Here is a 25,698-nt window from a genome sequence, read left to right on the forward strand (position 1 = left end):
CTTTCAGCCCGGGCGCTTGGCTACGCGAGCGCGGCGAGCATCCGGCTCAGTTGCGCCTCGCTCGGGTGACGCGTGATGTCGATCGTGCGTTCGGCTTGGACGTAGTGGAACTTGGTCTCAATCTGGTTGAGCGGCAGGCCGGTCTTCTGGTGCCACGCGAGACGGTATACGGAGAGTTGAAGCGATTTGCGCGCGAGCTCCTCGCCTGAAGGGACGCGGCCCGTTTTCCAGTCCACGATCCATACCCCCTCACCAGACGGGTTCGGGTACACGGCATCGATCACGCCCGAGAGAAACGCCTCCTCAAGCGCGAGCGAAACCGGAACTTCGAGCGCGAGAGGAGTCATCGTGGCGAACACTGAGCGATCGAACTTGCCCTTGAGCTCCCGGAGGCTTTCGCGGACGTCATCGTCATCCTGATCGAGGGAGAGTTCCTCCACATCGAGCAGGGCACCGTGAGCGTGGGTTTCCTCGACCCACGAGTGAAACCGTGTTCCGAGCCGCGCACTCGCGGAGGGTTTTCGCGGCATCGGTCGCACGAGTTCTCTCACTCGCTCATCGGCGTTTGCGCCCGAGAGCGCCACGAGATCCGAGGGGCTTAAGCGCGATGGGAGGCGCACGCGCCGTGCTTCACGCTCGGCACGCTGACTCGCAATGACGTGTCGGGTGGCTTCGGTGAAGCGCGCCAGGTCGGGGCGAGACTGGGGCGTGGCGAGAGCATCCACGTCACTCTCGCGCGCAAGCGCGACGGCTGCTGCCGCCGCCTTAACAGCTGCTTCTCGCGGGTGGGCTTTCGCGGGCCATGCGGCGAGGCGCGGAGAGGATTCGAGCGGATTTTTCTCGCCGACTTCACCTTCCACGTCAACGACCGCGACGCCCTCGAGCGCGCGAATCTCATCGGCGAAGCGAGAGGCGCGGCGCGGCTTTGAGACTCCCTCGCCCCATGCCGAATACGTGAGCAGAGCGCTTTTTCTCGCACGTGTGAGCGCAACATACATGAGGCGGCGCTCCTCTCGCAGACTCTCTTTCCCACTGTCGAGACGAAACTCTTCGAAGAGTTCGTCGAGTTCAACCTGGGTTTCTGCCTCTGCCCAGCGAAGCTCCGCGAGGATCTCGCTATCGCCGCGAAGTTCGACGGGGATCGTGGCGAGAGAAAGTTCGTTGATCCACCCGGGCTCCCTCGGCGCGGGATACTCACGCGCGCCCTCCGGTTTTGCTGCACTCTGGCTCGTATAGGAGGGGAAGGTCCCCTCGGTGAGGGAGGCAATCGCCACGTGATCCCATTCGAGGCCTTTCGCGGCGTGAATGGTCGAGATCACGACGGCGCTCGAGTCGCGTGGGCGGGTGGGCGCGGCCTCTAGGCCGCGCTCCTCGGCCTCGGACACGTCGAGATGCGCGAGAAACGCCGAGAGACTCGGGGCTGTGGCTGTGCGGGCGTAACTTGCCGCTTGCGCACGAAGCCGCTCGATGTTCGCGAGCGCGTGTGACACGTCCCTATCCGGATCTGATTCGAGCGCGATATCGATGCCGAGGGCCCTCACGGCGACCGTCACGAGGTCTGGAATATCGAGCCCCTGGGCGCCGCGCACCTCCCTCACGATTTGCGCGAGCCTGGCGAGTCGTTCGCGGGCAGGCATGCTGAGGCGCTGGCCCGCAGGGCTCACGAAATCAACCGGGGGCGGCGAGGTAATGGCATCGACGAGCGTGAAGGCCGCAGCCGGATCAATGCGGGCTGCCCGCGCCCCATCACTGCGTTCGAGCACACGTCGCCACTCACCGAGCACGGCGATATCCGCCGGCGCGAAGCGGAAGCGCGGCCCTTCGAGCAGCTCAACGAGCGCATCGGAGCGCGAGGCATCGTTCACGACTTCGAGCAGCGCGCGTACATCGCTCACTTCGCGCTGAGCGAGGAGTGAATCGCCGCCCGCGACGCTCACGCTGAGCCCTGCGTTTTCAAGCGCGGTTTGCAGAACCGGGATCCGCGCGCGCGAACGCACGAGGACCGCCGCGCTCGCTGGCGCCTCGTCGAGCGCTTCGCTCTCGGCTTCATGGGCGGCACGGATTTCGCGGATCCACTCGGCGATGGCGCGGGCCTCGTCGAACTCTGTCGCGTGTGCGGCGACGGTGATCGAGCCCGGGCCTGCGCCGGGTCGCGGGGCAAGCGTCGGAACCTTCACCCCGGCCGTGCTGCCCGCGAGCGGGGCGCTGATCGCGTTTGCCCCCTTGAGCAGGGCCGCGTCGTTGCGCCACGAGGTGCTGAGCGTGTATTGGCGTACTGGTGTGTCCTCGCTCCCCCACCTCTCCACGAACGCGGACAGTGACGCAGCCGAGGCACCGCGCCACCCGTAGATCGCCTGGTTCGGATCCCCCACGGCACACGTCGCGTGCCCGGTGCCGAAAAGTGACGCGAGCAGGTCGAGCTGTGCGACCGAGGTGTCCTGGAATTCGTCGAGAAGAACCACGCGGTGCTGGGTGCGTGCGTCCTCTCGCACCTCGCTGCTCGCCTCCGCAATAGCGGCGGCGAAGCTCACCTGATCGGAAAAGTCGATCGCACCTCGCTCGCGCTTCTCGCGAGCAAATGCTTCGAGGAGCGGCACGAGGGCTCGTCGCTGCTCGAGAACGCGCCACAGCCTCTTGACGCTCGCTGGAGAGGTGCGTTTCTTCCCTCCATCGCTTTGAAGCGGGAGGTTCATCGTCTCGACTTCGATCTGTCGAAGATACTCATCGAGGTCCCGCGCAGTGCGAAGGTGATCGCTGAGCGCCCCAGAAAGCGAGAGCACCGCCGAGGCCACGGACCCGCTCGAATGATCGAAGGGAAGTTCCCCCTGCCACGATTCGACGAGGTCGTAGGCGATCTGCCACGCCGCTGCGGGCGGGAGCACCGTGAAGTCCGGGTCAATGCCGATCCGCAGCGCGTGCTCGTGCACAAGATCGAGCGCGAAACCGTTGTAGGTCGCCACGCGCGGCGACTGACCACCGAGGTAAACGGTGCTCGCCGCAAGCGTCGAGGGCAGCTCGATTCCCGCCGAACGCATGGCGGACGCAAGGCTCGAGAGCCGCCGATCGATGCGCTCGGCGAGCTCGTGCGCCGCTTTCTTCGTGAACGTCAATCCAAGCACGTGGCGCGGTTCGACAAGGCCGTTCGCGATCAGCCATACGACTCTCGCCGACATCGTCTCGGTTTTGCCGCTTCCCGCACCAGCAACGACGAGCGCGGGGGCGAGAGGAGATTCAATGACGGCCACCTGTTCGGGCGTCGGCTCGGGCTGGCCGAGAAGGCGCGCCACCTCACGCGCGCCCAGGCGCACATTCGTCACATCTCCTCCTGAAACAACGGGCATGAACGCTTGACGGGGCACACCTTGCAGTGGGGGTTGCGCACGAGATTCACGCGCGCCGAGCGCAGTCGCGCGTCGATCTCCCGAACGAGGTTCTCGAACCAGTCGGGATCATCTCCCTCCCCGAGCGGCGCCTGATGCCGCAGGGCACTCGACTTCGCGTCAGTGCCAACGTAGACGAGGCTCGCCCCGACAACGGGCTCGTCACTTTCCATGTGCGCCAGCGCGTACTGGTAGGCGGCCAGCTGAGGGTCGCGTTCTGCCTGGGCTTTCGACTGTGCAGACTTACCCGTCTTGTAATCCACGACCCTGAGTCCGCCCGCTTCACGCTCAACCCTGTCGATGGAGCCGCGAATATCGACCGCTTCACCAAGCGGAACGGAAAAACGCTTCTCGACCGCTGCGACGTCCGGATGCGCGCTCTGGTAGGCCCCGAGCTTTTCGAGCATCTGCACGATTCGAGCGCGTTCGGCGCGCGTGCGCCAGTTCTGTTCGACCTCCTCGCCCTCGGGTGCGCGCTTCGCAAATTCAGCAACGAGCTCGGCCGCCCCCGCCCTGGGGTGGGCCTCCGCGAGAGCGTGGATGAGAGTGCCCACCTCCTGGGCGGTTCCACTGCTTGTGCGGGCGCCCGCGCTTTCGAGGAGAAACGCACGCGGGCATTGCGCGGCTGTCGCGAGACTCGACGGGGAAAGCGCGAGGGTGCTACCAGAGGGGAACGGGGGGTCGGTGCGGGTGAGCGGCTGGTGATACCAGTTCCCGGGGCCTGCGCTTTCGATCCCCTCCCGCTCAAGAGCTGCGAGGAGGCCTGCGAGGTGGGGAGGGTCCGCACTCTCGGATGCGAGGGCGCGCGCGAGCGCGGAAACGAGTTGGCGAGATTCGGGAAAGGGCCCGGGATTTGCGCTGTGGAGGGCCGACGCTACCCAGCCACACGGCACTGCCTCGCACTGCACGGCGCTTTCGAGCACGCGAAACATGCCCGAGGGCGCCGATTCATCGTTCTCAACGGCGGTCACGAGAACGCGGCTTCGTGCACGTGAAAGTGCCGCGATCGCGAGGCGAATCTCGTCGTGGAGGTTCGCGTTTCGCCTCATCGCCCGAAGTTCCGCTCGATTGGGCATGGGCCCGGGCCGGTCGATAAAGAGTGCCAGATCGGCGGCGCCGAGCACCCTCGAGCGGAGGCGGAGATTCGGCCAGGCCCCCTCGTTGAGGCCCGCGAGAATCACGGTATCGAAGCTCTCTCCCGCGACGGCTGCGGGCGTGAGTACGCGCACGATACCGCTCACCCGCCCGCGTGCGCTGAGGGAGTCCTCCGGCACGGCCTGGGCCTCGATGTGCGACATGAATACCGCGATGTCGTCGCCTCCGCGTCGCTCTTCGTAGCGGTCGGCCGCAGTAAAGAGCGCGCCGAGCGCATCGAGGCGAGCGTTGGCGAGCTGCGCGCGCGAGCGCGCCTGCACGCTCCCGGTCACGGCAATCGCCTCGTTCTGCCACCGCGCGGCAAGGTGCGAAGCCTCCCACGCCGCCCACAAAAGCGGAAGAATCCCTGAATCGCGCGCGGAAACGATCGCGTCGTGCATTCGGCGAAGTCGCCGAAGCGGAGCCGTCACCGCACGAAGGTAGCGCTCTCGGCCGCTTTCTGGCTCAGCAGCGCCACCTGCTGGCGCCGGTAGCGCAACTTCCGCATCGTTGAGGATCGAGAGGATCGCGGCGTCGCCGCGCGTGTGTGCACTGTGCGAGAGGGCCCAGCGCCGCAGCTCGCGCACCATGCCGTCGTCGATTCCGCCCCACGGCCCGCGGAGAATCTCGACGAGGCGCTCGTCGCGTAACTGCTCGATTCCGAGCGCCCACGCAAGGATCGTGAAAAGGTCACGGATCACCGGCTCCTCGCGAAGAGCGGTAGCGCGAAGCGTCGCTTCGGCTTCAATCCCGACTCGTGACAGCCGCTCCGCGAGGGCCCGCGCGGCCGACGCCGAACGGCATACGACGGCGATATCGTCACGGGACACGCCGTGAACGGCCGCGAGGAGCCGAATCGCCGTCGCGATATCACGGGCTTCTGCCTCGTCACTCGAGGCGGTCGCGAGCGCGAAAGAATCAGCCACGCCTTCCTCACGGGTGAGCTTCCTCAGCGCAGTCGGAGCGCCCTCGAGCGGGAGGTGTGAGGCGAGTGCTGCAACGACGCGCGAAAGGGCCGGTTCCTGAGCGTAGATCTGCTCGAGCGTGACTACGGCACACGAACGCGAGTCAGAGGCGAGCGCACTTGCCACCCGCGATGCCGCATCGGCCATGCCACCACGAAAGCCCTCAACAGTCGCATCCGGGTTCGAGGTCACGAGGAAACGTCCGGAGCGGGCCGCGAGCGCCGTGACGATACGCACCCCGCTCGCGGTGAAGTCCTGGGCGTCGTCGATAGCGAGAAACCCCAGCGCCTCAGCGTTCTCGATCACCGCGCACGCGCGATCGACCAGAACCCCCAAATCAAGGCGCGCGCCCGCTTCGATCGCCATACTTCCCTCGAGCGCAAGCGAATCAAGATAGGCCTCGAAAACCGGCGCGGCTGCCGTCCATTCCTTGCGCCCGCACTGCTCGCCGAGCTCGGCGAGCTGTAGGGGCCCGAGGCCCCGCTCGGTGCAGCGATTCATAAGGTCACGAAGTTCCGCGCGAAAACCCGCAAGTGGGATCGATGCCGGATCAATCGACTCGGGCCACTGCGCGGGTACCTGCGCGAGAAGCTCCTCGAGTAGCACATCTTGATCAGCCCCCGTGACGAGACTCGGTTGCGCACGTGAATTGCGCGCCGCCTCCTCACTCACGAGCGCGAAAGCGTACGCGAGAGGGGTCATGACCGTCGGTAGCTCTAAATGAATCTGCGCACCCGCAGCGCGCTCTGCCATCGCTCGCCTCGAGAGTTCCTCGCGAAGAAACGCTGCACGCTCCCTCGTGGGGGCGAGAAGAACGACGGTGCGAGGATCAACACCTCCGCGCATCGACTCCCACGCGGCGTGGGCACACAGGGAGGATTTCCCACTTCGCGGGGGGCCGTAGGCGAGCGTCGGAACCCCCTGCGCCACCGACTCGAGCGCGTGCTTTTGCGCGGGCCCCGCAGTAACCAGCGCAAAATCCGCGAGCATTGCGCCAGAATCGCGCGCGGCAAGCCGCAACTCCGCAGGATTTTCCTGCATGCCGCTTCCCTCCAATGCTTTAGGTCGAACCACGTCACTCATCGAAATATCACCCCACCATGGAGGTGAGACAATTAAACTACCCAGACAATGTTTTTCCGCGTTGATCGCCAGCGCCACCCGAAACACCAGGAGACACCATGCGCCGCCGCCTCCCTCGCGCAGAACGCCGTGCCCAGCTGCTCAGTGTTGCCACGTCAAAATTCGGTGAGCGCGGCTACCATCCCACGTCGATGGACGACATCGCCGAGGCCGCCGGTGTTACAAAACCCGTGCTGTACCAACATTTCAGCTCCAAAGAAGACCTCTACATCTCCGTGATCCAGCAGGTTGGCGAGGTGCTTCGGGAGCGCATCGACGGCTTCGCCTTCGAAGGCGCCACGACCTACGACCGCGTCCGTGAGGGCATCGACGTGTTTTTTGGAGTGTTCGATGAGAACTCGAACATGCTGAAGCTCTTCTTCGGCAGCGAGTACGTGACCGAGAGCGTACAGGAGGAGGTTACCCGTGCGACGTCGCGCGCAGCCGAATCCGTTGGGACACTCCTCGCCCGCGCGCGAGACCTCTCCCCCGAGGAAGCCATTGTCGTTGGTCGCACCTTCGTCACGTCCGTGCAAGCGATCGCGCGCGAAACGGACGGCGCCACCGAGGAACGCCGAGAGGCCATGCTTTCCTCACTTGCACTGCTGCTCACAGGCGGGATTCGCGCGTTCGACCCTCGCGACGAAAAACTCACGCAAAACCCCGAGTAGGGCTCTGAGCGAACGCTGCACGGTTTCAGCTCTTCGCTCGATACACTTGCATGAGCGTATGCTGAGCGGTCAGGCCGCTAAGTCTCGCTCACCTTTGCCGCGCCCCCGAATCTCGAAACATTCTCAGCGAGACTCGTGCGGAGTGTGCGGCTCGCAAACCGTGCGCCCAGTGCGCACATGAGAAAAGGACACCCCATGGAAATTCGCATTGGCGTCACGCATTCGTCGCGGGAACTGTCGCTCGAAACCGACATGAGTGCAGCGGACCTCACCGCGCTCGTGGAAACGGCCATCAATGAGAGCTCACTCCTCACGGTCACAGACACCAAGGGCCGCACGGTTCTCGTGCCCGGGGCGCGCATCAACTACGTCGAGTACTCGACCGAAGAGCCGCGCCGCGTTGGTTTCCTGGGCTAACGGAAAGTAGACCCCGAACGTGACTGACAACCAGACCTTTGCCGATTTCGGCGTGAGCGGGGAGATCGTCTCCTCGCTCGCCGATAAAGGCATCACCACTCCCTTCCCGATCCAGGCCATGACCCTCCCGATCGCTCTTAAGGGCCGGGACATCATTGGCCAGGCCAAGACCGGCACTGGAAAGACCCTCGGCTTCGGGATCCCCGCACTCGAAGCCGTCGACCCTAACGTCGCCGAAACCGATTCGGCATTCGGTAAACCGCAGGCCCTCATCGTGGTCCCGACCCGCGAGCTCGCCGTCCAGGTCAGCACCGATATTCAGGCCGCCGGCAAGCGCGGCGGCGTTCGGGTCCTCACGCTCTACGGTGGCCGCTCCTACGAACCTCAAATTGAGGCACTCAACAAGGGCGTCGACATCGTCGTGGGCACACCTGGCCGACTCATCGACCTCATGCGCCAGAAGTATCTCGATCTTTCCCACGTGAAGGTCGCTGTTCTCGACGAAGCCGATGAGATGCTCGACCTCGGCTTTCTCGAGGACGTCGAGAAAATCCTCAAGGCCGTGCCCGCGAAGCGCCAGACCATGCTTTTCTCGGCCACGATGCCCGCGCAGATCATGGCGCTTGCGCGCCGCTTTATGACCCAGCCGACCCACATCCGTGCCCACGATCCCGGGGATACCGCCCGCACCAAGGCGGACATCACCCAGGTTGTCTACCGTGCGCACCAGCTCGACAAGATCGAGGTTCTCGCGCGGATCCTCCAGGCTGAGGGCCGTGGCCTCACAATCGTCTTCACGCGCACAAAGCGCGAGGCTGACCGCACCGCCCACGACCTCGAGGCACGCGGCTTCGCGGCCGCACCTCTCCACGGGGATCTCGGCCAGGGTGCGCGCGAACAGGCGCTTCGCGCGTTCCGGACCGGCAAAGTCGATGTCCTTATCGCGACCGACGTCGCCGCACGCGGCATCGACGTTGATGACGTCACCCACGTCATCAACTACACCGCACCGGAAGACGACAAAACCTTCCTGCACCGCACGGGTCGCACGGGCCGCGCGGGTAAGCGCGGAACCGCCGTAACGTTCGTGGACTGGGAGGATCTCGCACGCTGGGCGCTCATTGCCCGCCAGCTCGGCCTCGAGTCGACGGAGGCGCGCGAAACCTACTCCACCTCTCCGCACCTGTTCAGCGACCTCAACATTCCCGAGGGCGCTAAGGGCACCCTCCCGAAGGACAAGCGCACGCGCGCGGGCCTCGACGCCGAAGAGATCGAAGATCTCGGCGGCCCCGATTCGCGCAAGCGTCGCGGCACGAACGGCCGCGGCAAAGGTCGCGGTGAGGGCCGTGGCCGTGGCCGCGGCAATGGCCACCGCCGCGGTGGTTCTTCTCGAGGCGGCGAGTCCGTCGATTCCGGGACGAAGGCCGAAGGTGACAAGGCGCCGCGTAAACGCCGCCGCCGCTCGCGCACGCGTCGTGTCAACGGCAAGGTCGTCGAGCGTAGGAACGACTAACCGCCCTCGGCGCTCGCGATTAACCGCAGTTCGCGATCTCGGTGCGGTTACTCGCGAGCCACGCGGTGAATTCGCTAGGACTGAGCGCGGCCTTTTCTCGAGCTTCGGGAAGGGCCGCGCGCACGGCTTCGGTGTCGGGCACGATTGAATCGGGGGCGGCGCCGATCCTATTGAGGTTGACTTCGCCGTCCGTCGCAAGACTCACAAACGCGAGGTAGGCCGCGAGGTTTGTGCCGCTCGCCTTCGAAAAGCCGCCGCACGGCGCGACGAACTCGCTCATCCCGAGCGCGCCTACCGTGTTGAGGAGATTCGGCCTATTGGACGGCAGTGCCTCACGGTCGCTCGGATCAACGAGGAGCGTCGCGGTCGACACATCGGATTCAACGAAGCGGTGCGTGCCGACAACGCTCGGAATCATGTCGCTTGGCAGCAGGTTCACTCCCGGCGCCAGCTGCGCCTGGAGCGCCGAAAGCGAGGTCGCAAACGGGCGCGGCGTACATACCTTGGGGTTCTCGCCCACGCAGCTAGCCCCGAAAGCCGTCTCGACCGGCTGAACGCGGCCGTTGTTGGAGATTCCCCCGGCGAGTGCGAGCACGGCAACGAGCACACCCCCGCTCGCCCACGTGAGAGAGCGCTCGCCAATGGCGGGCATGATGATCCCCACGCCGAGCCAGAGGATTGCGCGAAGGCCCGCGCTTGTGAGCGTCGGCTCATAGAAGAACCACGGGATGTCGATGTAACCGCCGAGGGCCGGAATTGACGCCGATACACCAAAGACAAGGGTCCACCACGCGATGAGGTACGCGATGACGCCCGCAATCCCCACTGCTAACGCATTGTTGATGACAAACGTGAGCACGGCCCCGCCGATCGCGAGGCTCGAGATAAATGCCCATGTACCGATGCTCCACACAATCCACAAGAGCGGGTTGATCGCCTTCGCGTCCCCCACTCCCCAGTGAACAAGACTCAGCGCGAGGACCGTGAGCGTCGGAATGACCGTGAAGAGGGCGCCCCAGAGAACCGCTGCCACGACGATTGCGGGCGAGAGCCGGCGGGACGGCCTCCGTATACCTCGCTCAAGCTGGTGGGACTTCTCTCGCGCTTCGTCCGCGGCACGCTCGGCGAGGCTGCGCCACGCAAAAACGAGTGCCCCGGCGACACTCGCGATAAGGCACGCGAGGTTCTGCGGGGCTACGAACGCGCTAGGCCCCCAGCCGATCCACACGCTCGACGTGAGTGCGAGGGCCATGGCGATAATCCCGAGGGTCGCCACGGTCACGAATAGCGAGGCTTGTGGGTTGCCGACGATGGCTCGGGCAACTTCACGGGCATCGCCCCTACGGCGAGCGCGCTGAGAGCTTGACATCCCCATCACAGCCTTGCGGACGTCGCCGCGAGGATGCGCGCGAGGTTCTCGTCGCTCGTCGTGTTTTCGCCGAGGCGATTCGGTTTTCCGCTCCCGTGGTAGTCGCTGCCGCCCGTGACGATGAGATTGCGCTCGCGTGCGATCGCCGCAAGCGCTGCACGCTCAGCCTCACCGTGCTCGCGGTGGAAAATCTCGAGGCCGTCGAGGCCGCAGTCGATGAGTTCTTGGCATCCGTCGGAATCGAGCCCCTTGCCGCGCGTACGTGTCATGAGGTGCGCCCCTACCGCAAGCGCTCCAGACGCGTGAATCCCCGCGATCGCGTCTTCGGCTTCGAGGGCGCGGTAGGGCACGTAGTAGGGCGAGTGGGGAGCGAGCAGGTGCGCAAAAGCTTCAGCTCGGCCGCTCACGACGCCAGCGCGCGTCAGGGCGTCCGCGATGTGGGGGCGTCCGACGCTTGCCACGCTCACATCGCGGCTGCTTTCAGTATCAAGGACCGCCTCCCACGTGATAGGGAAATCCTCGCTCAGCCGCTCGACGATACGCTGCGCGCGTCGCTCTCGCGACTCACGCACCTCGTCGAGCTTGGCGGCGAATGCCGACCCCGGAGCGGGAGTATTACCAAGGGCGAGGATGTGGATGCTCCGGCCGTTGAGCTTCGCGGAGACTTCCATGCCGGGAAGGAAACCGAGGCCTGCGCTCCTCGCGGCCCCGCGGGCCTGAGCGATCCCGCGGTCAGTGTCGTGGTCGGTGAGAGCGATGACGTCGACTCCCGAGCGGCGCGCCTGTTCGATGACGGCCGCAGGCGGCTCTGTGCCGTCCGATACCGCCGAATGGGTATGAAGATCGATGAGGCTCATCGTTCCTCCTCTCACACCTCTTCTTGGCCGGCCCGGGTGGCTCTTGGCGCTCCCCCGTGAGAATATCGAAGGGTGAGTGAGATCAATAATTCAAAGTCCAGCGCCCCCGAGACCACCGACGATCTGAAGTCGAGGGGCGATACCCGCAGCCAGCGCCCCACGAGCGAGGCTTTTCTTAGCTTCCTCACCCAAGGGTGGGATGAGACGCTCCCGCCGGCAGGCCGCCGTGCCGTTGCCGATTTCACGCCCGCACGGCGCGACTGTCTCGTCGAGACGGTGCCCGCAACTCGAATGGTGCTTCCCGCCGGGGGCCTCAAGGTCCGCAGCAACGATTGCGACTATCAGTTCCGCCCCCACACGGCGTTTGCGTACTACTCGGGCCTCGGCACCGATGAGGAGCCCGATTCGGTGTTCGTCGTCGAGCCCGACGCCGAGGATCCCCGCAAGAGTCAGGCCACGTACTTCTTCAAGCCGCGCTCGGGCCCGGAGACCAACGAATTCTTCGCGGATTCTCGCTACGGCGAAATGTGGGTCGGGCGCCGCCCCACGCTCGAGGAAGTCGAGGAGCAGATCGGCGTGCCGTGCCGCCACATCGACGAGCTGCGCGACGCGCTTGCGAAGGACCTTGGCGACAACCTCGACCTCGCTGTCATCGAAGGAGTCGATGAACGCATCGATGCGCTCGTCGCCGAAATCCGCGAGCAAAACGGCCTCGAAGGCGGGCAAAAGGCCCGCACGGTCAATTCGTTCCTCGAGCAGAGCGCGTCTGAGTCCCGCGTTGTCAAGGACGCATGGGAAATCGAGCAGATGCGAGCCGCTGTCGCGACGACAATCAAGGGTTTCCACGAGGTCGTGCGGAACTTCCCGGAGGCCATCGCCCACGAGCGCGGTGAGCGCGTCGTGGAGACGGTCTTCAACCGTACGGCGCGCGCCGACGGCAACGGCGTCGGCTACGACACGATCGCGGCCTCCGGCCCGAATGCGTGCACGCTTCACTGGGTGCGAAACAACGGCGCCGTCAAGGAAGGCGACCTGATCCTCATCGACGCAGGTTGTGAAGTCGATTCGCTCTACACCGCGGATGTCACGCGCACGCTCCCCGTGACGGGTACCTTCACGGAGCCGCAGAAGAAGGTCTACCAGGCCGTTCTCGACGCTGCCGATGCCGTGTTTGCCGCGGCGAAGCCCGGAATGAAGTTCCGCGACCTGCACGCGACCGCGATGGAGGTTATCGCGGACCGCCTCGATCAGTGGGGCTTGCTTCCCGTGAGCGCCGAGGAGTCCCTCAAGCCCGAGGGCCAGTATCACCGCCGCTGGATGGTGCACGGCACAAGCCACCACCTCGGCATGGATGTTCACGACTGCGCCCAGGCACGCCGCGAAATGTACCTCGATGCGACCCTCGAGGAGGGCATGGTGTTCACGATCGAGCCGGGCCTGTACTTCAAGGAGAACGACCTCCTCGTTCCCGAAGAGCTGCGCGGCATCGGTGTGCGCATCGAGGACGACGTTCTCGTGACGAAGGACGGCGTCGAGAACCTCTCGCGCGAGCTTCCCCGCGAGATCGACGCGATCGAGGCTTGGATGGCGGAGTTGCTCAAGTGAGCCCGCACGAGCGTTTCTTTGCCGCACGCCTCGCGGGCACCGGGCTTTTCGACCCGCTCGGTGACCGCATTGGCAAGGTCCGCGATGTCGTTCTGATTCCGCAAGAGACCCACACCGCACGCGCGGTGGGACTCGTCATCGAGGTGCCCGGGAAGAAGCGCATTTTCTTGCCGATCACGAAGGTCACGTCGATCTCGACCGGCCAGGTCATTTCCGACGGTTCCCTCAACCTTCGCCGCTTCGAAATGCGCAAGAGCGAAATTCTCGCGGTGGGTGATCTGCTCGACCGCAAGGTGAACCTCGTTGACGGGACGGGCGACGCGTTCGTTGAAGATGTCGCGCTCGAGCAGGACCAGATCTCTAAGGAATGGGAGATCACGAGGCTCCACGTGCGCCGGTCGAAGGCTAAGAACGCGTTTTCGAAGCTCGTGGGCCGCAATGAGACGCTCACGGTCGGTGTCGATGAGGTCAAGGGCCTCTTCGGGACTCAGGCGGAGCAGTCCGCACAGATTCTGCTGGCCTCGTATTCGGACCTCAAGCCCGCTGACCTCGCGGATCTCATCCAGGAGATGGAGCCGAAACGCCGCGCCGACATCGTGCGTGACCTTTCAAACGAGCGCCTCGGATGGGTTCTCGAGGAACTTCCCGAGGACATCCGTGTTGAGCTCATGCAGGGACTCGAATCAGAGCGCGCCGCGGACATTCTCGATGCGATGGACCCGGATGACGCTGCGGACCTTCTCCAGGAGCTTCCCGAACCTATGGGCCAGGATCTCCTCACGCGCATGGAGCCGGAGGAGGCCGAGGACGTGCGCCGCCTGCTCGCCTACGACGAGTACACGGCCGGCGGGCTCATGACGACCGAGCCGCTGATCGTCGCCCCCGAGACCCCGGTCGCGCACTGCCTCGCTCTCATATCTCGCGAGGAGATCTCCCCCGCGCTCGCGTCGATGGTGTACGTGTGCCGCCAGCCGCTCGAGACGCCCACGGGCAAGCTCCTCGGGGGCGTGCACTTCCAGCATTTGCTTCGCGAACGTCCCGAGCGCCCCGTGGGCGAAATCATCGATCAGGATCAGGTGACGATGGCCCCTACGAGCCATCTCCATGACGTGACTCGCGAAATGGCGACGTACAATCTTGTGTCGCTTCCCGTGGTCGATAAGGATTCCCACCTTCTCGGTGCCGTGACGGTCGATGACGTCCTCGACCACGTTCTTCCAGAGGATTGGCGCGAGAGCGATGAGCCCGTCGCAACGACGACGGGGCAGATCGACCTCACGGGGATCGCGAGGGCAATTTCGGACCAGGAGGGGTGAGCTAGATGGCACGTGGCAAGAAGAAGCGCCCCCAGCTCGATGATCCCGCGCGCAAGTGGCGCGGGCTGTGGCGCATGTTTTCGAGGCGCCGCCCGAAGGACGACAACAATGATGGTTTCGGCCGCATGGCCGAGGCGATTGCGCGGTTCATGGGTACGCCCGCGTTCCTCGTGGGCATGACGATTTTCTGTGGCGTGTGGCTCGGGTGGAACACGTTCCTTCCCGAATCGGTCCAGTTCGACCCCCGCGCGCTCAACTTCACGCTTCTGACCCTGATTCTCTCGCTCCAGGCGTCGTATGCCGCTCCGCTTCTGCTCCTTTCGGACAACCGCCAGGCCGACCGCGACCGCGTGCAGGCCGAGCAGGATCGCCAGTCGAACGAAAAGGCTCACGCGACCACGGAGTTCATCACGCGTGAAATCGCGAGCTTGCGCATCGCGATGGCGGATGTGGCCACCCGCGACTACGTGCGCGGCGAGCTTCGAGACCTCCTCGAGGAGCTTCAGGCTGGCGACGACGACCCCACACCGGCCGCGGAAACCGCGGATGGCGCTGAACCGATCGAACCCGCACGCGATCACGCGCATTTGCGCTCGCTCCTGCGCGAGGACATTCGCGCCGTGCTCCGCGAGGAACTCGAGCAGATGCGCAGCGATGCCGCGGAGTGAGGCCCCGTGAGCACTGACCTTGCCTCGCAGGTTCGCTCCGCGCTCACGCGCGTGATCGACCCCGATCTCGGCCGCCCCATCACCGATGTTGGCATGGTCAGCTCTGTTGAGGTCACACCTGAGGGGGTGGCTCTCATCCACCTCGTGATGACGGTCGAGGGGTGTCCCATGCGCTCCCGAATCGAGAAAGAGGCCGCCGAGGCTGCGTCTCACGTTTCGGGCCTCACGGAAGTGCGCGTGACGTCGGGGACGATGAGCGAGGAGCAGCGCCGTGCCCTTGTCGAGGATCTTCGCAAAAGGCGCCGCGAAGTTCCCTTCAATAAGCCTGGATCTCTCACGCGAGTGATAGCGATCAGCTCGGGCAAGGGAGGCGTCGGAAAGTCCACGGTGACGGCTAACCTCGCCCTCGCCCTCACTCGCCTCGGCTATAGCGTGGGCGTCCTTGACGCCGACATTCACGGTTTTTCGATGCCCGGGATGTTTGGGGTGAGCACCCAGCCAACCCGCGTGAATGACCTTCTCATGCCGCCCATCGCCCACGGTGTCAAGGTCATGTCGATCGGCGTTTTCGTGCCCGAGCATCAGGCGGTCGTGTGGCGCGGCCCGAAAATGCATCGCGCGATCGAGCAGTTTGCGACGGACGTGTTCTGGGGCGATCTCGATTTTCTCCTTCTCGATCTCCCGCCGGGAACCGGCGACGTCGCTATTTCGGTCGCGCAGGTGCTGCCCACCGCGGAGCTTCTCGTCGTCACGACTCCCGACTCAGCTGCGAGCGGCGTCGCTTCGCGCATCGGCTCTCTCGCCCGTTCCACGGAACAGACGATCATCGGGGTGATCGAGAACATGAGTTGGTTGAGCACCGATCACGGTGAGCGCCTCGAGATTTTCGGTAGTGGCGGCGGCGAGCGCGTCGCCGCTCAGCTAAGCGAGGATCAGGGCGCGGACGTTCCGCTCCTCGGGCAGGTTCCGCTCGCGCAAAGCGTGCGCGAAGGGTCCGACGCCGGCCGGCCTCACACCGCCTTAGAGTCGTCGAGCGAGGCGTACCTCGCGTTTATGCGCATCGCTGAGCAGCTCGCGAAACCGCGTGGTCTTTCGGGCCGGAAACTCCCGCTCTCGCTCGCGTAGCGCGCCTCGCAAGGTGCGGCGTAGGCTCAGGTTGCCTCGGGGTCGAACGGGGTCCCTTCGGGCTCCTGGGCCGCCTTGGAACCAGCCGCGCTGCCGGAGCCTTTCGCTGCCGCGCCGACACTCGCCACCGCTGCCGATGTGGCGCTCGTAGAACTCTTCACCGCATCGCGAAAATCGTTGACGTCGTCCTCGAGGCCGGTCGAATCCCACGCATCGCGAATGATTTTGCGCGGATCGTATTGGCGCGGGTCGTACTTCTTGAGATCGTCGACGGCAATGCCCATTTCGTCTTCGATCGACGCACGGGAGTTATCCGCCCATTTACGCAGATCGCGCACCCAGTGGATGACCTTGCGGGTGTATTCGGGAAGGCGCTGCGGGCCGATCAGGATCGTGAAGAGCAGGATGATGATGAGCAGTTCCCATCCCCCAAAAGTGAGGAAGACATCTGAACCCATCGACGTGCCTGCCTTGTCTCGTTCCGCTCAAAATGGTGCTCCGCCATTATTGCACGCACAAGTGGGAAACTCGCGCGGCGTGGCCTAAGCTTGAGTGCCACGAAATTCACGGCAAAGAGGGAGAGTGCACATGGCAACGGGCAAGTTGGCGAGCTGGGCGCTCAGCGAGCAATTCCTCGATGAGCAGCGGCTGTTTGCCGCCCCCGGGGTGTGTGAGCGGGCGCGCGAGCGCGGCAGCGCGATAGGCCTTGCGCCGGTTCTTGCGGGCTCGGCCGCACACGCGCGTAGCGTCGTCGCGATGCTCGGGGCACGGGCGATCGTGCAGGTGGGTGCTGGGGCGGGTGCGCTCAGCCTCTACCTCGCGAGTGCGATGGGTTCCGACGCCACCCTCACCGCAATCGATCCTGAGCCGGAAAACGTGCGGCTCGTGCGCAAGGCCTGTGCTGAGGCCCAGATCCCGGAGGCGCGCGTGCGCACGATTAACGCGCAGCCGCTCGACGTGTTTACGCGCCTCACGCGCGGCGCCTACGACATGATCGTCGTGAATGCGAGCGAGCCAAGGCTCGGCGCTCTCGTGGAGGGGGCGCTCGACATTATTCGCCTCGGTGGGGCACTGGTCATTATGAACGTCATGCACCACGATCGTCTCGGCGATTCGTCAGCGAATGACCCGGAGACGGCCCACATTCGGGAGGTCGTTGCCGATCTTAAGGAGCGAGACAATCTCGTGCTCGCGCTGTCACCCGCGGGGGACGGGGTGCTGACAGCAGTCAAGGCGAGGCTGTGAGGGAATAACCCCCACAGCCTCTAGGCAATTCAGGAGATGAGGTTAGGCGGGAACAACCGTGTTGAGGGCGTCGCGCAGCTCGCGCGCCTCATCCGCCGAAATTTCTACGACGAGACGACCGCCGCCCTCGAGCGGTACTCGCATGATGAGGCTCCGGCTCTCTTCGGCCACTTCGAGGGGGCCGTCGCCTGTACGAGGCTTCATCGCTGCCATGATCGTTCGCCCTTTCTCTGGCAATGGATCTGTCGTCCCTATTCTTTCACTTTGATCCGCCGATTCCTGGGAGGGCATAGAAAGCGCGAGGTAAACGGCTACTTCATATCGCGTTTGAGGACCTCGATAACCTCGTCGGCCGTGTCAACGATATTGATGAGATCGGTGTCGCCGGGAGAAATGTAGCCGTACTCTTCCTGGACGGTTTGCTCGAGCCAGGCGACAAGCCCGCTCCAGTAATCGCGGCCCACGAGAATAAGCGGAAACTTCTTGATCTTGTGCGTCTGGATGAGGCACAGCGCCTCGAAAAGCTCATCGAATGTGCCGAAGCCTCCCGGGAAGGCCACGAACGCCTGCGAGTACTTCACAAAGCAGGTTTTGCGCGTGAAAAAGTATCGAAAGTTCACGCCGAGCTCGACGTATTCGTTCATGCCCTGCTCAAACGGTAGCTCGATGCCAAGGCCCACGCTCGTTGTTCCTGCTTCAATCGCGCCGTGGTTGCCGGCCTCCATGATTCCGGGACCGCCGCCCGTAATGATGGCGAGCCCCATCTCGCCGATGCGCCTGGCCACCTCGCGTGCAAGCGCGTAGTGCGGGTGATCAGCTTTCGTGCGTGCGCTGCCGAAGAGCGCGACAGCGGGCCCGAGTTCGGCGAGCGCGCCGAAGCCCTCAACGAACTCCGACTGAATGCGCATGACCCGCCACGGATCGGTGTGAACCCAATCGCCCTCGCCCGCGTTCTGGAGAAGACGCTGGTCCGTGGTCTCGGTGGGGCGCTGTTTACCGCGCAGGAAAACGGGGCCCTTGCGGTAGTCGCTCAGTGGTCCGTGAAAGTGCTTTTTCATGATTTCCACGTTAGCTCAGGAACCGTTCAAGAGACCTGTAACAGTGGGTGAGGGCAGCCGTCGGAATGTATTCCCCATCCGTGTGGGCCAGAAGCGGGTCTCCCGGGCCAAAGTTGACGGCTGGCGTGCCGAGTGCACTGAAGCGCGCCACGTCGGTCCATCCCTGCTTCGCTTCCACGCTCACCCCATCGCCAAGGGCCGCGAGAAAGTCCCGGGCTGCGGGCCGTGTGAGGCCGGGCAGGGCGCCGCCCGAGGAGTCCGTGACCTCAAACTCGAGGTCGAGCCCAGCAAACACCTCTTCGATATGAGCGAGCGCCTCCGCTTCGCTCGTGCTCGGCGCGAAGCGATAGTTCACGAGTATTTCGGCCCGGTCGGGAATCACGTTCGTTGCGATGCCGCCCTCGATTGCCACCGCATTGAGGCATTCGCGGTACAGGAGACCGTCGATTTCCACGTCCTTCGGCTCGTAGTCCGCAAGCCGCGACAGCGCACCGGAAAGAGCGTGGATCGCGTTCTTCCCAATCCATGCGCGACCCGAATGAGCCGCGATGCCCCGCGCGGTAAGTCGCACCCGCATCGTGCCTTTGCAGCCTGCCTCCACTCCCCCGTTCGACGGCTCACCGAGAATCGCAAAATCGGCTTCGAGAAGCTCGGGGCGTTCGCGCGCGATACGCGTGAGCGAGTTGAGGCTTGCCTCCACTTCCTCGTGGTCATAGAAGATCCACGTGAGATCGTGACGAGGCGACGCGAGAGAGCACGCGAGCGCAAGGAACACGGCGACTCCCCCCTTCATGTCGCACGCACCGCGGCCGATGAGCCGCTCCTGCCCGTCCACGACCTGCACGCACGAAGGAAGATTGCCTGCGACGGGAACGGTATCGAGGTGGCCGGCGAGAATGACGCGCTCGGCGCGCCCGAGGTGGGTGCGCGCGATGACGGTGTCGCCATCGCGAATAACCTCGAGGTGCTCGCACGCACGAAGCGTCGCCTCGACCCTGTCGGCAAGGAGAGTTTCGTTACCCGAAATCGACTCGGTATCGACGATTGCACGCGTGAGCTCGGTCAGGCCCGCATCGAGGGGCAGCGGTGTCGTGTTCATCATGCACACAAGCGTAGAGGTTTTCGGCGCGCTCCAACGAAATCCGAAGAGGCGCGCTATAGCCTGTGAGCCATGACTGAGAACAAAAGCGCATGGGGCATCGGCCTCGCAACCATCGCGGACAATGGGACGACCCTTGACACGTGGTACCCCGCACCCGAACTGGGCTGTGCCCCCGATGACCTCGCCAACCATCCTCTCGCCGTCGCCCTCGCAAAGGCCGCGCGAGACGATGCCGCACGCGGCACCCGTCAGGAAGTCGTCACACGAGCCATTTCCCTGGCAGAGGCGCCGCGCGATGCGTCCGATGCGTACTTGCGCCTCCATCTACTCTCCCATCGCCTCGTAAAGCCGAACGAGCAAAACCTCGACGGTCTGTTCGGCGCGCTCACGAATGTTGTGTGGACCTCGGAAGGGCCGTGCGCCGTGGACGGCTTCGAAGAGACGCGCCTGCGCCTCATCAGTGAAGGCCGGCGCCCCACGGTCTACTCGATCGATAAATTCCCCCGCATGGTCGACTACGTGGTTCCCGACGGCGTCCGCATCGGCGATGGCGACCGATTGCGCCTCGGCGCTCACCTCGCGAGCGGCACAACCGTCATGCACGAAGGCTTCGTGAACTTCAACGCGGGCACCCTTGGCACCTCGATGATCGAGGGGCGCATCTCGCAAGGTGTCGTCGTGGGCGATGGCTCCGACATCGGTGGTGGCGCCTCGACCATGGGCACCCTTTCGGGCGGCGGGACGGAGCGCGTGAGCGTCGGAGAGCGCTCGCTCGTTGGAGCAGAAGCAGGCGTCGGCATCGCCCTCGGCGACGACTGCATCGTTGAGGCCGGGCTGTATGTCACCGCGGGCACGAAGGTCACCCTCATCAACGGCGAGAATCGTTCCGTCGTCAAGGCTCGCGACCTCTCCGGGGTGCCGAGTCTCCTGTTCCGCCGTAACTCGCAATCGGGCGCCGTCGAGGCCGTCTCGCGCTCGAACAAGCGCGTTGAGCTGAACTCCGACCTTCACGCGAACTAATCATGGCCAAACGCCCCGCGCTGTCTCGCGTGGTCATCCCGCTCACGCTCCTTGCGGTTTTTCTCGCGGTCGTGGGCGGGAGCTTCGCCGCGCTCACTCTCTTTGACGGCGGCCAGCGCACGGGCCGCTGCACCGCGAGTGGGCTCTCGACATCGCATTCGTACTCGACCGAGCAAACCCTCAATGCCGCCACGATCAGTGCGGTCTCGATCGACATGGGACTGCCCCCTCGCGCCGCGTCGATCGCCCTCGCGACCGCCTACCAGGAGTCGAAGCTTAAAAACATCGACTACGGGGATCGCGATTCGGTAGGGCTCTTCCAGCAACGCCCCTCCCAGGGGTGGGGCACAAAAGAGCAGATCATGGATCCTGTGTTTGCCTCGACGGCCTTTTACGAGAAGCTCGCCAAGGTCAAGGGGTACGAGGACATGGACATCACCGTCGCGGCGCAAAAAGTGCAGCGGTCAGCGTTTCCCGATGCCTACGCCGATCACGAGGTCGAGGGGCGCCTCTTCTCCTCTGCGCTCACCGGCAACAGCGGCCCCGAGCTCGAATGCGACCTCGCCGCCGCTGGAGGTCCAGCGCATCCAGAGAAACTTCGCGAGTCTCTCGCGCGCGAGTTCACCCGGATGAGCGAGTCAGGCGAGGTGAAAAGTTCGCTCGGCGCCGCGGGATCAAACGCGCCTCAGGGGGCGGGTCACACGACCGTGGTCATCAAGACGGCCGACGAAAAGCGCGGCTGGGCGCTCGCGAACTGGGCCGTCGCCCATGCCGCACAGGACAATATCGTGGGCGTCGACTACCGCGGGCACCGTTGGGATCGCTCACGCCACGTCTCCCAGACGTCGTCGCAGTGGGACAGCGACGCAACGGGCGGGGCAAGCGGCGAGGATGACGCGGTCGTGATCTATTTCGCGAAGGGGGCGTGAGGCACGGCCGCAGCCTCGGTTATTTGGCCTTGTTCTCGCGCGCCTTCAGTTCCTCGCGAAGATCGTGGAGCAGGAGCTCCGACGTGCCCGTACGCTCCTCGATCGGAACGTATGCGCGCTCGGCTTCGCCCGTGTAGATCTGCCGCGGCCGCATAATCTTCGTGTCGGGATCGTTGATCGCCTCTTGCCACTGTGCGATCCACCCGGGCAGGCGCCCGATCGCGAACAGCACCGTGAACATGTGCGTGGGAAAACCCATCGCCTTGTAGATGATGCCCGTGTAGAAGTCGATGTTCGGGTAGAGATGGCGTTCAATGAAGTACTCGTCGCGAAGCGCGATCTCCTCAAGCTTCATCGCGAGCTCAAGGCGCTCATCATGGATCCCGAGCCGCTCGAGCACCGTATCGGCAATGCCCTTCACGAACTTCGCACGCGGATCGTAATTCTTATACACCCGGTGCCCGAAGCCCATGAGACGGGTGGAATCATCCTTGCTCTTGACCTTCTCCATGAACACTCGCGGATCCTGACCAGACTTTCGAAGGTCGTCGAGCATGTGCATGACGCGCGTGTTAGCGCCGCCGTGCGCCGGCCCAGACAAGGCCGCAACGCCGGCCGAGATCGAGGAGAAGAGGTCCGCTCCCGCCGAGCCGACGAGGCGCACCGCGGTCGCCGAGCAGTTCTGCTCATGATCGGCGTGGAGAATAAATAGCTGCTCGAGTGCACGCACCACAACCGGGTCCGCCACGAAATCCTCGACGGGAAAAGCGAACATGAGCCTCAGGAAGTTCTGCACGAGGCTCAGCGAGTTATCCGGGTACATGAGCGGCTGCCCGTTTGCGACCCGGTGGGCGTAAGCCGCCATCGTGGGCATCTTTGCGAGAAGACGGAACGTCGAAATTCGGACCTGCTCAGGGTCGTTCGGGTCGAGCGAGTCCTGATAGAAGGTCGACAGCGCACTCACGCCCGCTTGGAGCACGGCCATGGGGGCGGCATCGCGCGGAAGGGCGATGAACACGCGCTTGAGGTTCTCGTCGAGAAGAGTCCGCTGCTCGATCGAGTGCACGAACTGGTCGAGCTGTCCCTTCGTGGGCAGCTCGCCAAAGATCAAGAGGAATGCGACCTCAAGGTAGCTCGAGTGCTCGGCGAGCTGCTCGATCGGGTAGCCGCGGTGCCGGAGAATCCCCGCCTCACCATCGATGAACGTAATGGCCGACGTCGTCGGCGCCGTGTTCATGAGCCCCGGGTCGAACGTCACCGCCCCCGTTTCCTTGCGCAGCCCCGCGATCGAAACACCGAGGTTGCCCTCGGTCGGCTCGACGAGCGGCAGATCCAGGTTTCGGTCATTCACGCTAAAGTGTGCGGTCATCGCGTTCCTTTCGTGTCTGTCGCAACGCTCTTAGCGGGCGGCTCGGAGCCTTTCGGCAGCGCTAGCGATCCGCTCGTCCGTCGCGGTAAGGGAGATGCGCACATGTCGCGCACCCGCCTCGCCGTAAAAGGTACCGGGGGCAGCGAGGATTCCCAATTTTGCAAGGCGCTCAATGCTCGCTTCGCTCGCCTCACCGAATGTCGTCCACAGGTAGAGGCCGGCCTCGGAATGCTCGATTTTTCCGCCGAAAGCTTCGAAAGCGGGTGCGAGAGTCTCACGGCGAGCGCGGTAGGTTTCGCGCTGGCGGGAGGCCGACGCTTCCTCTCCGAGGGCCGCTGCCATGGCGTTTTGAACGGGGCCCGGCACCATGAGCCCGGAATGTTTACGAACCGCGAGCAGCTCGCCGACGAGGGCAGGGTCGCCGGCGACAAAAGCGGCACGGTAACCAGCGAGGTTCGATTGCTTCGAGAGCGAGTAGGCGCACAGCACATTCGTGAGGTCGCCGTCATTCACGCGCTCATCGAGAATCGATGGGGCCTCGTCCACATCCCACGTGAGTGGCGCGTAGCATTCGTCGGAAGCGACGATGATGTCCCTCTCGCGTGCCCATGCAAGGAGGGCACGCAGCTCGCCGATATCGTGCACCGCTCCCGTCGGATTCGACGGCGTATTGAGCCACAGCAGGCGCACCGAGTCGAGGCAGACGTCGGAACCGAGCGCCCCCTCCCCCTCGCGTGCAAGCGCCCGCACATCGAGTGGGACGGGCCGGGCTCCCGCGAGCCGTGCGCCGAGGTCGTAGGTCGGGTAGGCGATATGGGGAAAGGCGACTGCCTCCCCGGTGCCGATGCCGAGCTGGAACGGAAGGTGCGCAACGAGTTCTTTCGAGCCGATCGTGGGAAGCACGCCACTGGCGCTGAGAGCTGAGGGAGCACCGCGGTGTGCGCGACAGAAATCGACGATGGCCTCGCGCAACTGCCCCGTTCCGGCGACCGTCGGGTAGCCGTGCGCATCCGAGGCGGCCACAAGTGCTTCCTGGGCGACGCGGGGCGTTTCATCAACGGGAGTGCCAACCGAGAGATCGACAATCCCATCCGGGTGTCGCTCGGCGAGTGCGCGCGCCGAGGCGAGCGAATCCCACGGAAAGGACGGCAAGGTCGAAAGGAGCGGCGTTCGCGAAGTCATGGTGCTCATCCTACGACCCCAGTGCCAGCTCTTACCGAGCTCGATCGCCTTCGCTCTCAACGGCGCGGCGCCACATACCGTGCAGCTCCGCCGCGATCGCGGGGTGCGCGACCATGATGCCGGTGGACGGGTCAGAAGGAAACAGGGTGTCGTGGCCGTCCCAATCGAGCACCCTCAAACCGGCCTCGTGTGCGATGAGCATGGACGCGAGGTGATCCACGGCTCCGAATCGCCCCACGAGCGCACCGTGCCCTCTGCCGACCGCAGGCCCCACGAGCGACAGGGTTCCCGAACCCATGATCCGGCTCGTCACATCGATCTCGCCCAGAGAGCGGATAAATTCCGCCTGGCCCTCGAAGAATGTCGCCCCGAGAAGCTCGGTGAGAACGACAGAGCCGGGCAAAGTGGACCGGTGTTCGACTGAGATGGGGCCACCGCGGTGCATGGCTCCGCGCCCCCGAATCGCCGAAAAGACCTCTTTCGTGCGCGGGTCTGCGACGACACCAACGACGGGGCCGTCCTCATCACACATGGCGAGGGAGAACGAAAACCAGGAGATGCCGTGCGCGTAGTTCGTGGTGCCGTCGATGGGATCGCAATACCACGTGTACTCAACCCCGGCGCTGTCCTCGAACTCTTCCCCGACGAAGGCGTGCGTCGGAAATTCTTCCGCAATGGTCCGGCGTACCCAGAGCTCGATCCCCAGGTCAATATCCGTCACGAAATCAGCGGCGTTCTTTTTTGTCGCAAACATCGAAACGTTCGAGGATGTCGAGCGGATCATCGCCCATGTGGCAAGTGACTGTGCAAGCTCGTGCGCGCGCGTCAACACATCGCGCCCTCGTCCCACGTGATCGGCGCTCATGCTCCCCGCACCTCCGCGTTCTGGTTAAGGACGCGCAGGAGGTCGCCCGCACGGTTGGACGTCACGGCCTCAACGCCCATCGCCGCAAGCGCCCTTGCAGTCTCGGCATCGTCAACGGTCCAGCAGGTGGTACGAAGCCCGAGGGCACGTGCAGCGCTCACGGTCGTGGGCGAGCAGACGCCAAAGTGGGGGTTCCACGAGTAAGGCTCGAGCTCCTCGACGAGGGCGGGATCCGGAACACCATCGAGCGGGTAGGTCATACGCAAACGTGCCGTGGGAAGGACCTCGCGCACGGCACGCATGGCGGTGACTCCCCCCGTGAACTCCGCCCGTGCCGCTGCCGCGCGACGCTCATCCGAGTGGTCCCCCTCTCCCGAGGCAATCGCCCGGATCCGCGAGGCGCTCACGCGCGCAATCTCCTGCTCCGCGCCGTCAGACTCACCCGGAAAATCGAGAAGAAGCACAGCATCGCCCACGGCGTCGAGAGCACGCTCGAGCGTGGGGACTCCCCGCTCAAAGCCGTGGTCATTTGCGCACGTGCCATGCTCAGCCGGCTCACGGGCTTCAAGCGCGCTCACCGAGAGCTCAGCGGGACTGGCCGTGCACTCCCACAAGCGCTCGAGCGTGGAGTCGTGCAGAAGAATGGGCTCCCCTTCGGCGCTGAGCCTCAGATCGACCTCGACAACCTCGAGCCCCTCGGCTGCCGCGTGTGCGATCGCTTGGAGAGTGTTCTCAACGTGGGCGACGGGATCGCCACGATGTGCAACGAGCTGCACAGGACTCATC

22 protein-coding genes are annotated in these 25,698 nt (G+C 64.7%); 10 read left to right on the forward strand and 12 right to left on the reverse strand.

What is annotated here, in order from left to right; all coding sequences use genetic code 11:
* Positions 1–20 precede the first annotated feature (20 nt).
* Together E6X30_RS04085 and E6X30_RS04090 are read right to left on the reverse strand one after the other, a co-directional pair.
* The gene (locus tag E6X30_RS04085; RefSeq protein WP_316335769.1) at positions 21–3,317 is read right to left on the reverse strand and encodes an ATP-dependent DNA helicase; all 3,297 of its coding nucleotides are present in this window, start codon (positions 3,315–3,317) and stop codon (positions 21–23) included.
* Positions 3,314–6,520, reverse strand: a complete 3,207-nt coding sequence (locus tag E6X30_RS04090) for a PD-(D/E)XK nuclease family protein (RefSeq protein WP_316335770.1) — start codon at positions 6,518–6,520, stop codon at positions 3,314–3,316. Before E6X30_RS04090 ends, E6X30_RS04085 begins: the two co-directional genes overlap by 4 nt.
* A gap of 140 nt (positions 6,521–6,660) precedes the next feature.
* Between E6X30_RS04090 and E6X30_RS04095 the strand changes: the two genes are divergently transcribed.
* From E6X30_RS04095 to E6X30_RS04105, 3 genes are all read left to right on the forward strand, one after another.
* Positions 6,661–7,272 (forward strand): TetR/AcrR family transcriptional regulator, encoded by a 612-nt coding sequence (locus tag E6X30_RS04095; protein ID WP_061211216.1) that lies wholly within the window; start codon positions 6,661–6,663, stop codon positions 7,270–7,272.
* A gap of 195 nt (positions 7,273–7,467) precedes the next feature.
* Positions 7,468–7,689, forward strand: a complete 222-nt coding sequence (locus tag E6X30_RS04100) for a DUF3107 domain-containing protein (RefSeq protein ID WP_016664198.1) — start codon at positions 7,468–7,470, stop codon at positions 7,687–7,689.
* A 19-nt stretch (positions 7,690–7,708) separates the two neighbouring features.
* Complete coding sequence (locus E6X30_RS04105) at positions 7,709–9,202, forward strand: DEAD/DEAH box helicase (protein WP_034372526.1); 1,494 nt, start codon at positions 7,709–7,711, stop codon at positions 9,200–9,202.
* Positions 9,203–9,221: 19 nt separating this feature from the next.
* Here the strand turns inward: E6X30_RS04105 and E6X30_RS04110 are convergent, their stop codons facing one another.
* Entirely contained in the window at positions 9,222–10,571 is a 1,350-nt protein-coding gene (locus E6X30_RS04110; RefSeq protein WP_316335771.1) for a hypothetical protein, read from the reverse strand.
* A gap of 5 nt (positions 10,572–10,576) precedes the next feature.
* On the reverse strand, positions 10,577–11,428 hold the full coding sequence (locus E6X30_RS04115; RefSeq protein WP_034372520.1) for a PHP domain-containing protein: 852 nt from the start codon (positions 11,426–11,428) through the stop codon (positions 10,577–10,579).
* Between the two features lie 72 nt (positions 11,429–11,500).
* On the opposite strand from E6X30_RS04115, the gene E6X30_RS04120 reads away from it, so the two are divergent.
* The 4 genes from E6X30_RS04120 to E6X30_RS04135 are packed head-to-tail and all read left to right on the forward strand — an operon-like array spanning position 11,501 to position 16,142.
* Entirely contained in the window at positions 11,501–13,033 is a 1,533-nt protein-coding gene (locus tag E6X30_RS04120) for an aminopeptidase P family protein (protein WP_016664194.1), read from the forward strand.
* Entirely contained in the window at positions 13,030–14,349 is a 1,320-nt protein-coding gene (locus E6X30_RS04125) for a magnesium transporter MgtE N-terminal domain-containing protein (RefSeq protein WP_016664193.1), read from the forward strand. The genes E6X30_RS04120 and E6X30_RS04125 overlap by 4 nt, the downstream gene beginning before the upstream one ends.
* 5 nt (positions 14,350–14,354) lie before the next feature.
* Entirely contained in the window at positions 14,355–15,017 is a 663-nt protein-coding gene (locus E6X30_RS04130) for a DUF1003 domain-containing protein (protein WP_316335772.1), read from the forward strand.
* 6 nt (positions 15,018–15,023) lie between these two features.
* Positions 15,024–16,142 (forward strand): Mrp/NBP35 family ATP-binding protein, encoded by a 1,119-nt coding sequence (locus E6X30_RS04135; RefSeq protein ID WP_316335773.1) that lies wholly within the window; start codon positions 15,024–15,026, stop codon positions 16,140–16,142.
* 26 nt (positions 16,143–16,168) lie between these two features.
* Here E6X30_RS04135 and E6X30_RS04140 read toward each other — a convergent pair whose 3' ends face one another.
* Complete coding sequence (locus E6X30_RS04140) at positions 16,169–16,600, reverse strand: hypothetical protein (RefSeq protein WP_016664190.1); 432 nt, start codon at positions 16,598–16,600, stop codon at positions 16,169–16,171.
* Between the two features lie 130 nt (positions 16,601–16,730).
* On the opposite strand from E6X30_RS04140, the gene E6X30_RS04145 reads away from it, so the two are divergent.
* Positions 16,731–17,387, forward strand: a complete 657-nt coding sequence (locus E6X30_RS04145; protein WP_316335774.1) for a methyltransferase domain-containing protein — start codon at positions 16,731–16,733, stop codon at positions 17,385–17,387.
* Between the two features lie 42 nt (positions 17,388–17,429).
* Here E6X30_RS04145 and E6X30_RS04150 read toward each other — a convergent pair whose 3' ends face one another.
* The 3 genes from E6X30_RS04150 to dapE all read right to left on the reverse strand — a co-directional run bounded on the left by E6X30_RS04150 (position 17,430) and on the right by dapE (position 19,547).
* Positions 17,430–17,600: a DUF3117 domain-containing protein gene (locus E6X30_RS04150; RefSeq protein ID WP_016664188.1), complete on the reverse strand. Its 171-nt coding sequence runs from the start codon at positions 17,598–17,600 to the stop codon at positions 17,430–17,432.
* 98 nt (positions 17,601–17,698) lie between these two features.
* Positions 17,699–18,445 (reverse strand): TIGR00730 family Rossman fold protein, encoded by a 747-nt coding sequence (locus E6X30_RS04155; protein ID WP_040386885.1) that lies wholly within the window; start codon positions 18,443–18,445, stop codon positions 17,699–17,701.
* Positions 18,446–18,455: 10 nt separating this feature from the next.
* The gene (gene dapE, locus E6X30_RS04160; protein ID WP_070435257.1) at positions 18,456–19,547 is read right to left on the reverse strand and encodes a succinyl-diaminopimelate desuccinylase; all 1,092 of its coding nucleotides are present in this window, start codon (positions 19,545–19,547) and stop codon (positions 18,456–18,458) included.
* 69 nt (positions 19,548–19,616) lie between these two features.
* Between dapE and dapD the strand changes: the two genes are divergently transcribed.
* Together dapD and E6X30_RS04170 are read left to right on the forward strand one after the other, a co-directional pair.
* The gene (gene dapD / locus E6X30_RS04165; RefSeq protein ID WP_070435256.1) at positions 19,617–20,567 is read left to right on the forward strand and encodes a 2,3,4,5-tetrahydropyridine-2,6-dicarboxylate N-succinyltransferase; all 951 of its coding nucleotides are present in this window, start codon (positions 19,617–19,619) and stop codon (positions 20,565–20,567) included.
* 2 nt (positions 20,568–20,569) lie between these two features.
* Positions 20,570–21,496: a hypothetical protein gene (locus E6X30_RS04170; protein WP_016664184.1), complete on the forward strand. Its 927-nt coding sequence runs from the start codon at positions 20,570–20,572 to the stop codon at positions 21,494–21,496.
* Positions 21,497–21,515: 19 nt separating this feature from the next.
* Here the strand turns inward: E6X30_RS04170 and E6X30_RS04175 are convergent, their stop codons facing one another.
* From E6X30_RS04175 to E6X30_RS04190, 4 genes are read right to left on the reverse strand one after another with little or no spacing between them, the layout of a single operon-like run.
* Complete coding sequence (locus tag E6X30_RS04175) at positions 21,516–22,865, reverse strand: citrate synthase (RefSeq protein WP_016664183.1); 1,350 nt, start codon at positions 22,863–22,865, stop codon at positions 21,516–21,518.
* 30 nt (positions 22,866–22,895) lie between these two features.
* Positions 22,896–24,047 carry a succinyldiaminopimelate transaminase gene (gene dapC / locus E6X30_RS04180; RefSeq protein ID WP_016664182.1) on the reverse strand — a complete coding sequence of 384 codons (1,152 nt, stop codon included), beginning with the start codon at positions 24,045–24,047 and terminating at the stop codon, positions 22,896–22,898.
* A 31-nt stretch (positions 24,048–24,078) separates the two neighbouring features.
* A complete protein-coding gene (locus E6X30_RS04185; protein ID WP_070435255.1) occupies positions 24,079–24,912 on the reverse strand; it encodes an inositol monophosphatase in 834 nt (277 codons plus the stop codon).
* Positions 24,909–25,697 carry a glycerophosphodiester phosphodiesterase gene (locus E6X30_RS04190; protein WP_316335775.1) on the reverse strand — a complete coding sequence of 263 codons (789 nt, stop codon included), beginning with the start codon at positions 25,695–25,697 and terminating at the stop codon, positions 24,909–24,911. The genes E6X30_RS04185 and E6X30_RS04190 overlap by 4 nt, the downstream gene beginning before the upstream one ends.
* Between the last annotated feature and the right edge of the window lies 1 nt (position 25,698).

The organism is Dermabacter sp., assembly GCF_032550575.1.
GTDB classification, from domain to species: Bacteria; Actinomycetota; Actinomycetes; order Actinomycetales; family Dermabacteraceae; genus Dermabacter; species Dermabacter hominis.

Coding starts and splice junctions, on each gene's coding strand:
- E6X30_RS04090 (WP_316335770.1), bottom strand. CDS start 6,520: ATGCAGGAAAATCCTGCGGAGTTGCGGCTTGCCGCGCGCGATTCTGGC.
- E6X30_RS04095 (WP_061211216.1), top strand. CDS start 6,661: ATGCGCCGCCGCCTCCCTCGCGCAGAACGCCGTGCCCAGCTGCTCAGT.
- E6X30_RS04100 (WP_016664198.1), top strand. CDS start 7,468: ATGGAAATTCGCATTGGCGTCACGCATTCGTCGCGGGAACTGTCGCTC.
- E6X30_RS04110 (WP_316335771.1), bottom strand. CDS start 10,571: ATGTCAAGCTCTCAGCGCGCTCGCCGTAGGGGCGATGCCCGTGAAGTT.
- E6X30_RS04115 (WP_034372520.1), bottom strand. CDS start 11,428: ATGAGCCTCATCGATCTTCATACCCATTCGGCGGTATCGGACGGCACA.
- E6X30_RS04130 (WP_316335772.1), top strand. CDS start 14,355: ATGGCACGTGGCAAGAAGAAGCGCCCCCAGCTCGATGATCCCGCGCGC.
- E6X30_RS04140 (WP_016664190.1), bottom strand. CDS start 16,600: ATGGGTTCAGATGTCTTCCTCACTTTTGGGGGATGGGAACTGCTCATC.
- E6X30_RS04145 (WP_316335774.1), top strand. CDS start 16,731: ATGGCAACGGGCAAGTTGGCGAGCTGGGCGCTCAGCGAGCAATTCCTC.
- E6X30_RS04150 (WP_016664188.1), bottom strand. CDS start 17,600: ATGGCAGCGATGAAGCCTCGTACAGGCGACGGCCCCCTCGAAGTGGCC.
- E6X30_RS04155 (WP_040386885.1), bottom strand. CDS start 18,445: ATGAAAAAGCACTTTCACGGACCACTGAGCGACTACCGCAAGGGCCCC.
- dapE (WP_070435257.1), bottom strand. CDS start 19,547: ATGATGAACACGACACCGCTGCCCCTCGATGCGGGCCTGACCGAGCTC.
- dapD (WP_070435256.1), top strand. CDS start 19,617: ATGACTGAGAACAAAAGCGCATGGGGCATCGGCCTCGCAACCATCGCG.
- E6X30_RS04170 (WP_016664184.1), top strand. CDS start 20,570: ATGGCCAAACGCCCCGCGCTGTCTCGCGTGGTCATCCCGCTCACGCTC.
- E6X30_RS04175 (WP_016664183.1), bottom strand. CDS start 22,865: ATGACCGCACACTTTAGCGTGAATGACCGAAACCTGGATCTGCCGCTC.
- dapC (WP_016664182.1), bottom strand. CDS start 24,047: ATGACTTCGCGAACGCCGCTCCTTTCGACCTTGCCGTCCTTTCCGTGG.
- E6X30_RS04185 (WP_070435255.1), bottom strand. CDS start 24,912: ATGAGCGCCGATCACGTGGGACGAGGGCGCGATGTGTTGACGCGCGCG.
- E6X30_RS04190 (WP_316335775.1), bottom strand. CDS start 25,697: ATGAGTCCTGTGCAGCTCGTTGCACATCGTGGCGATCCCGTCGCCCAC.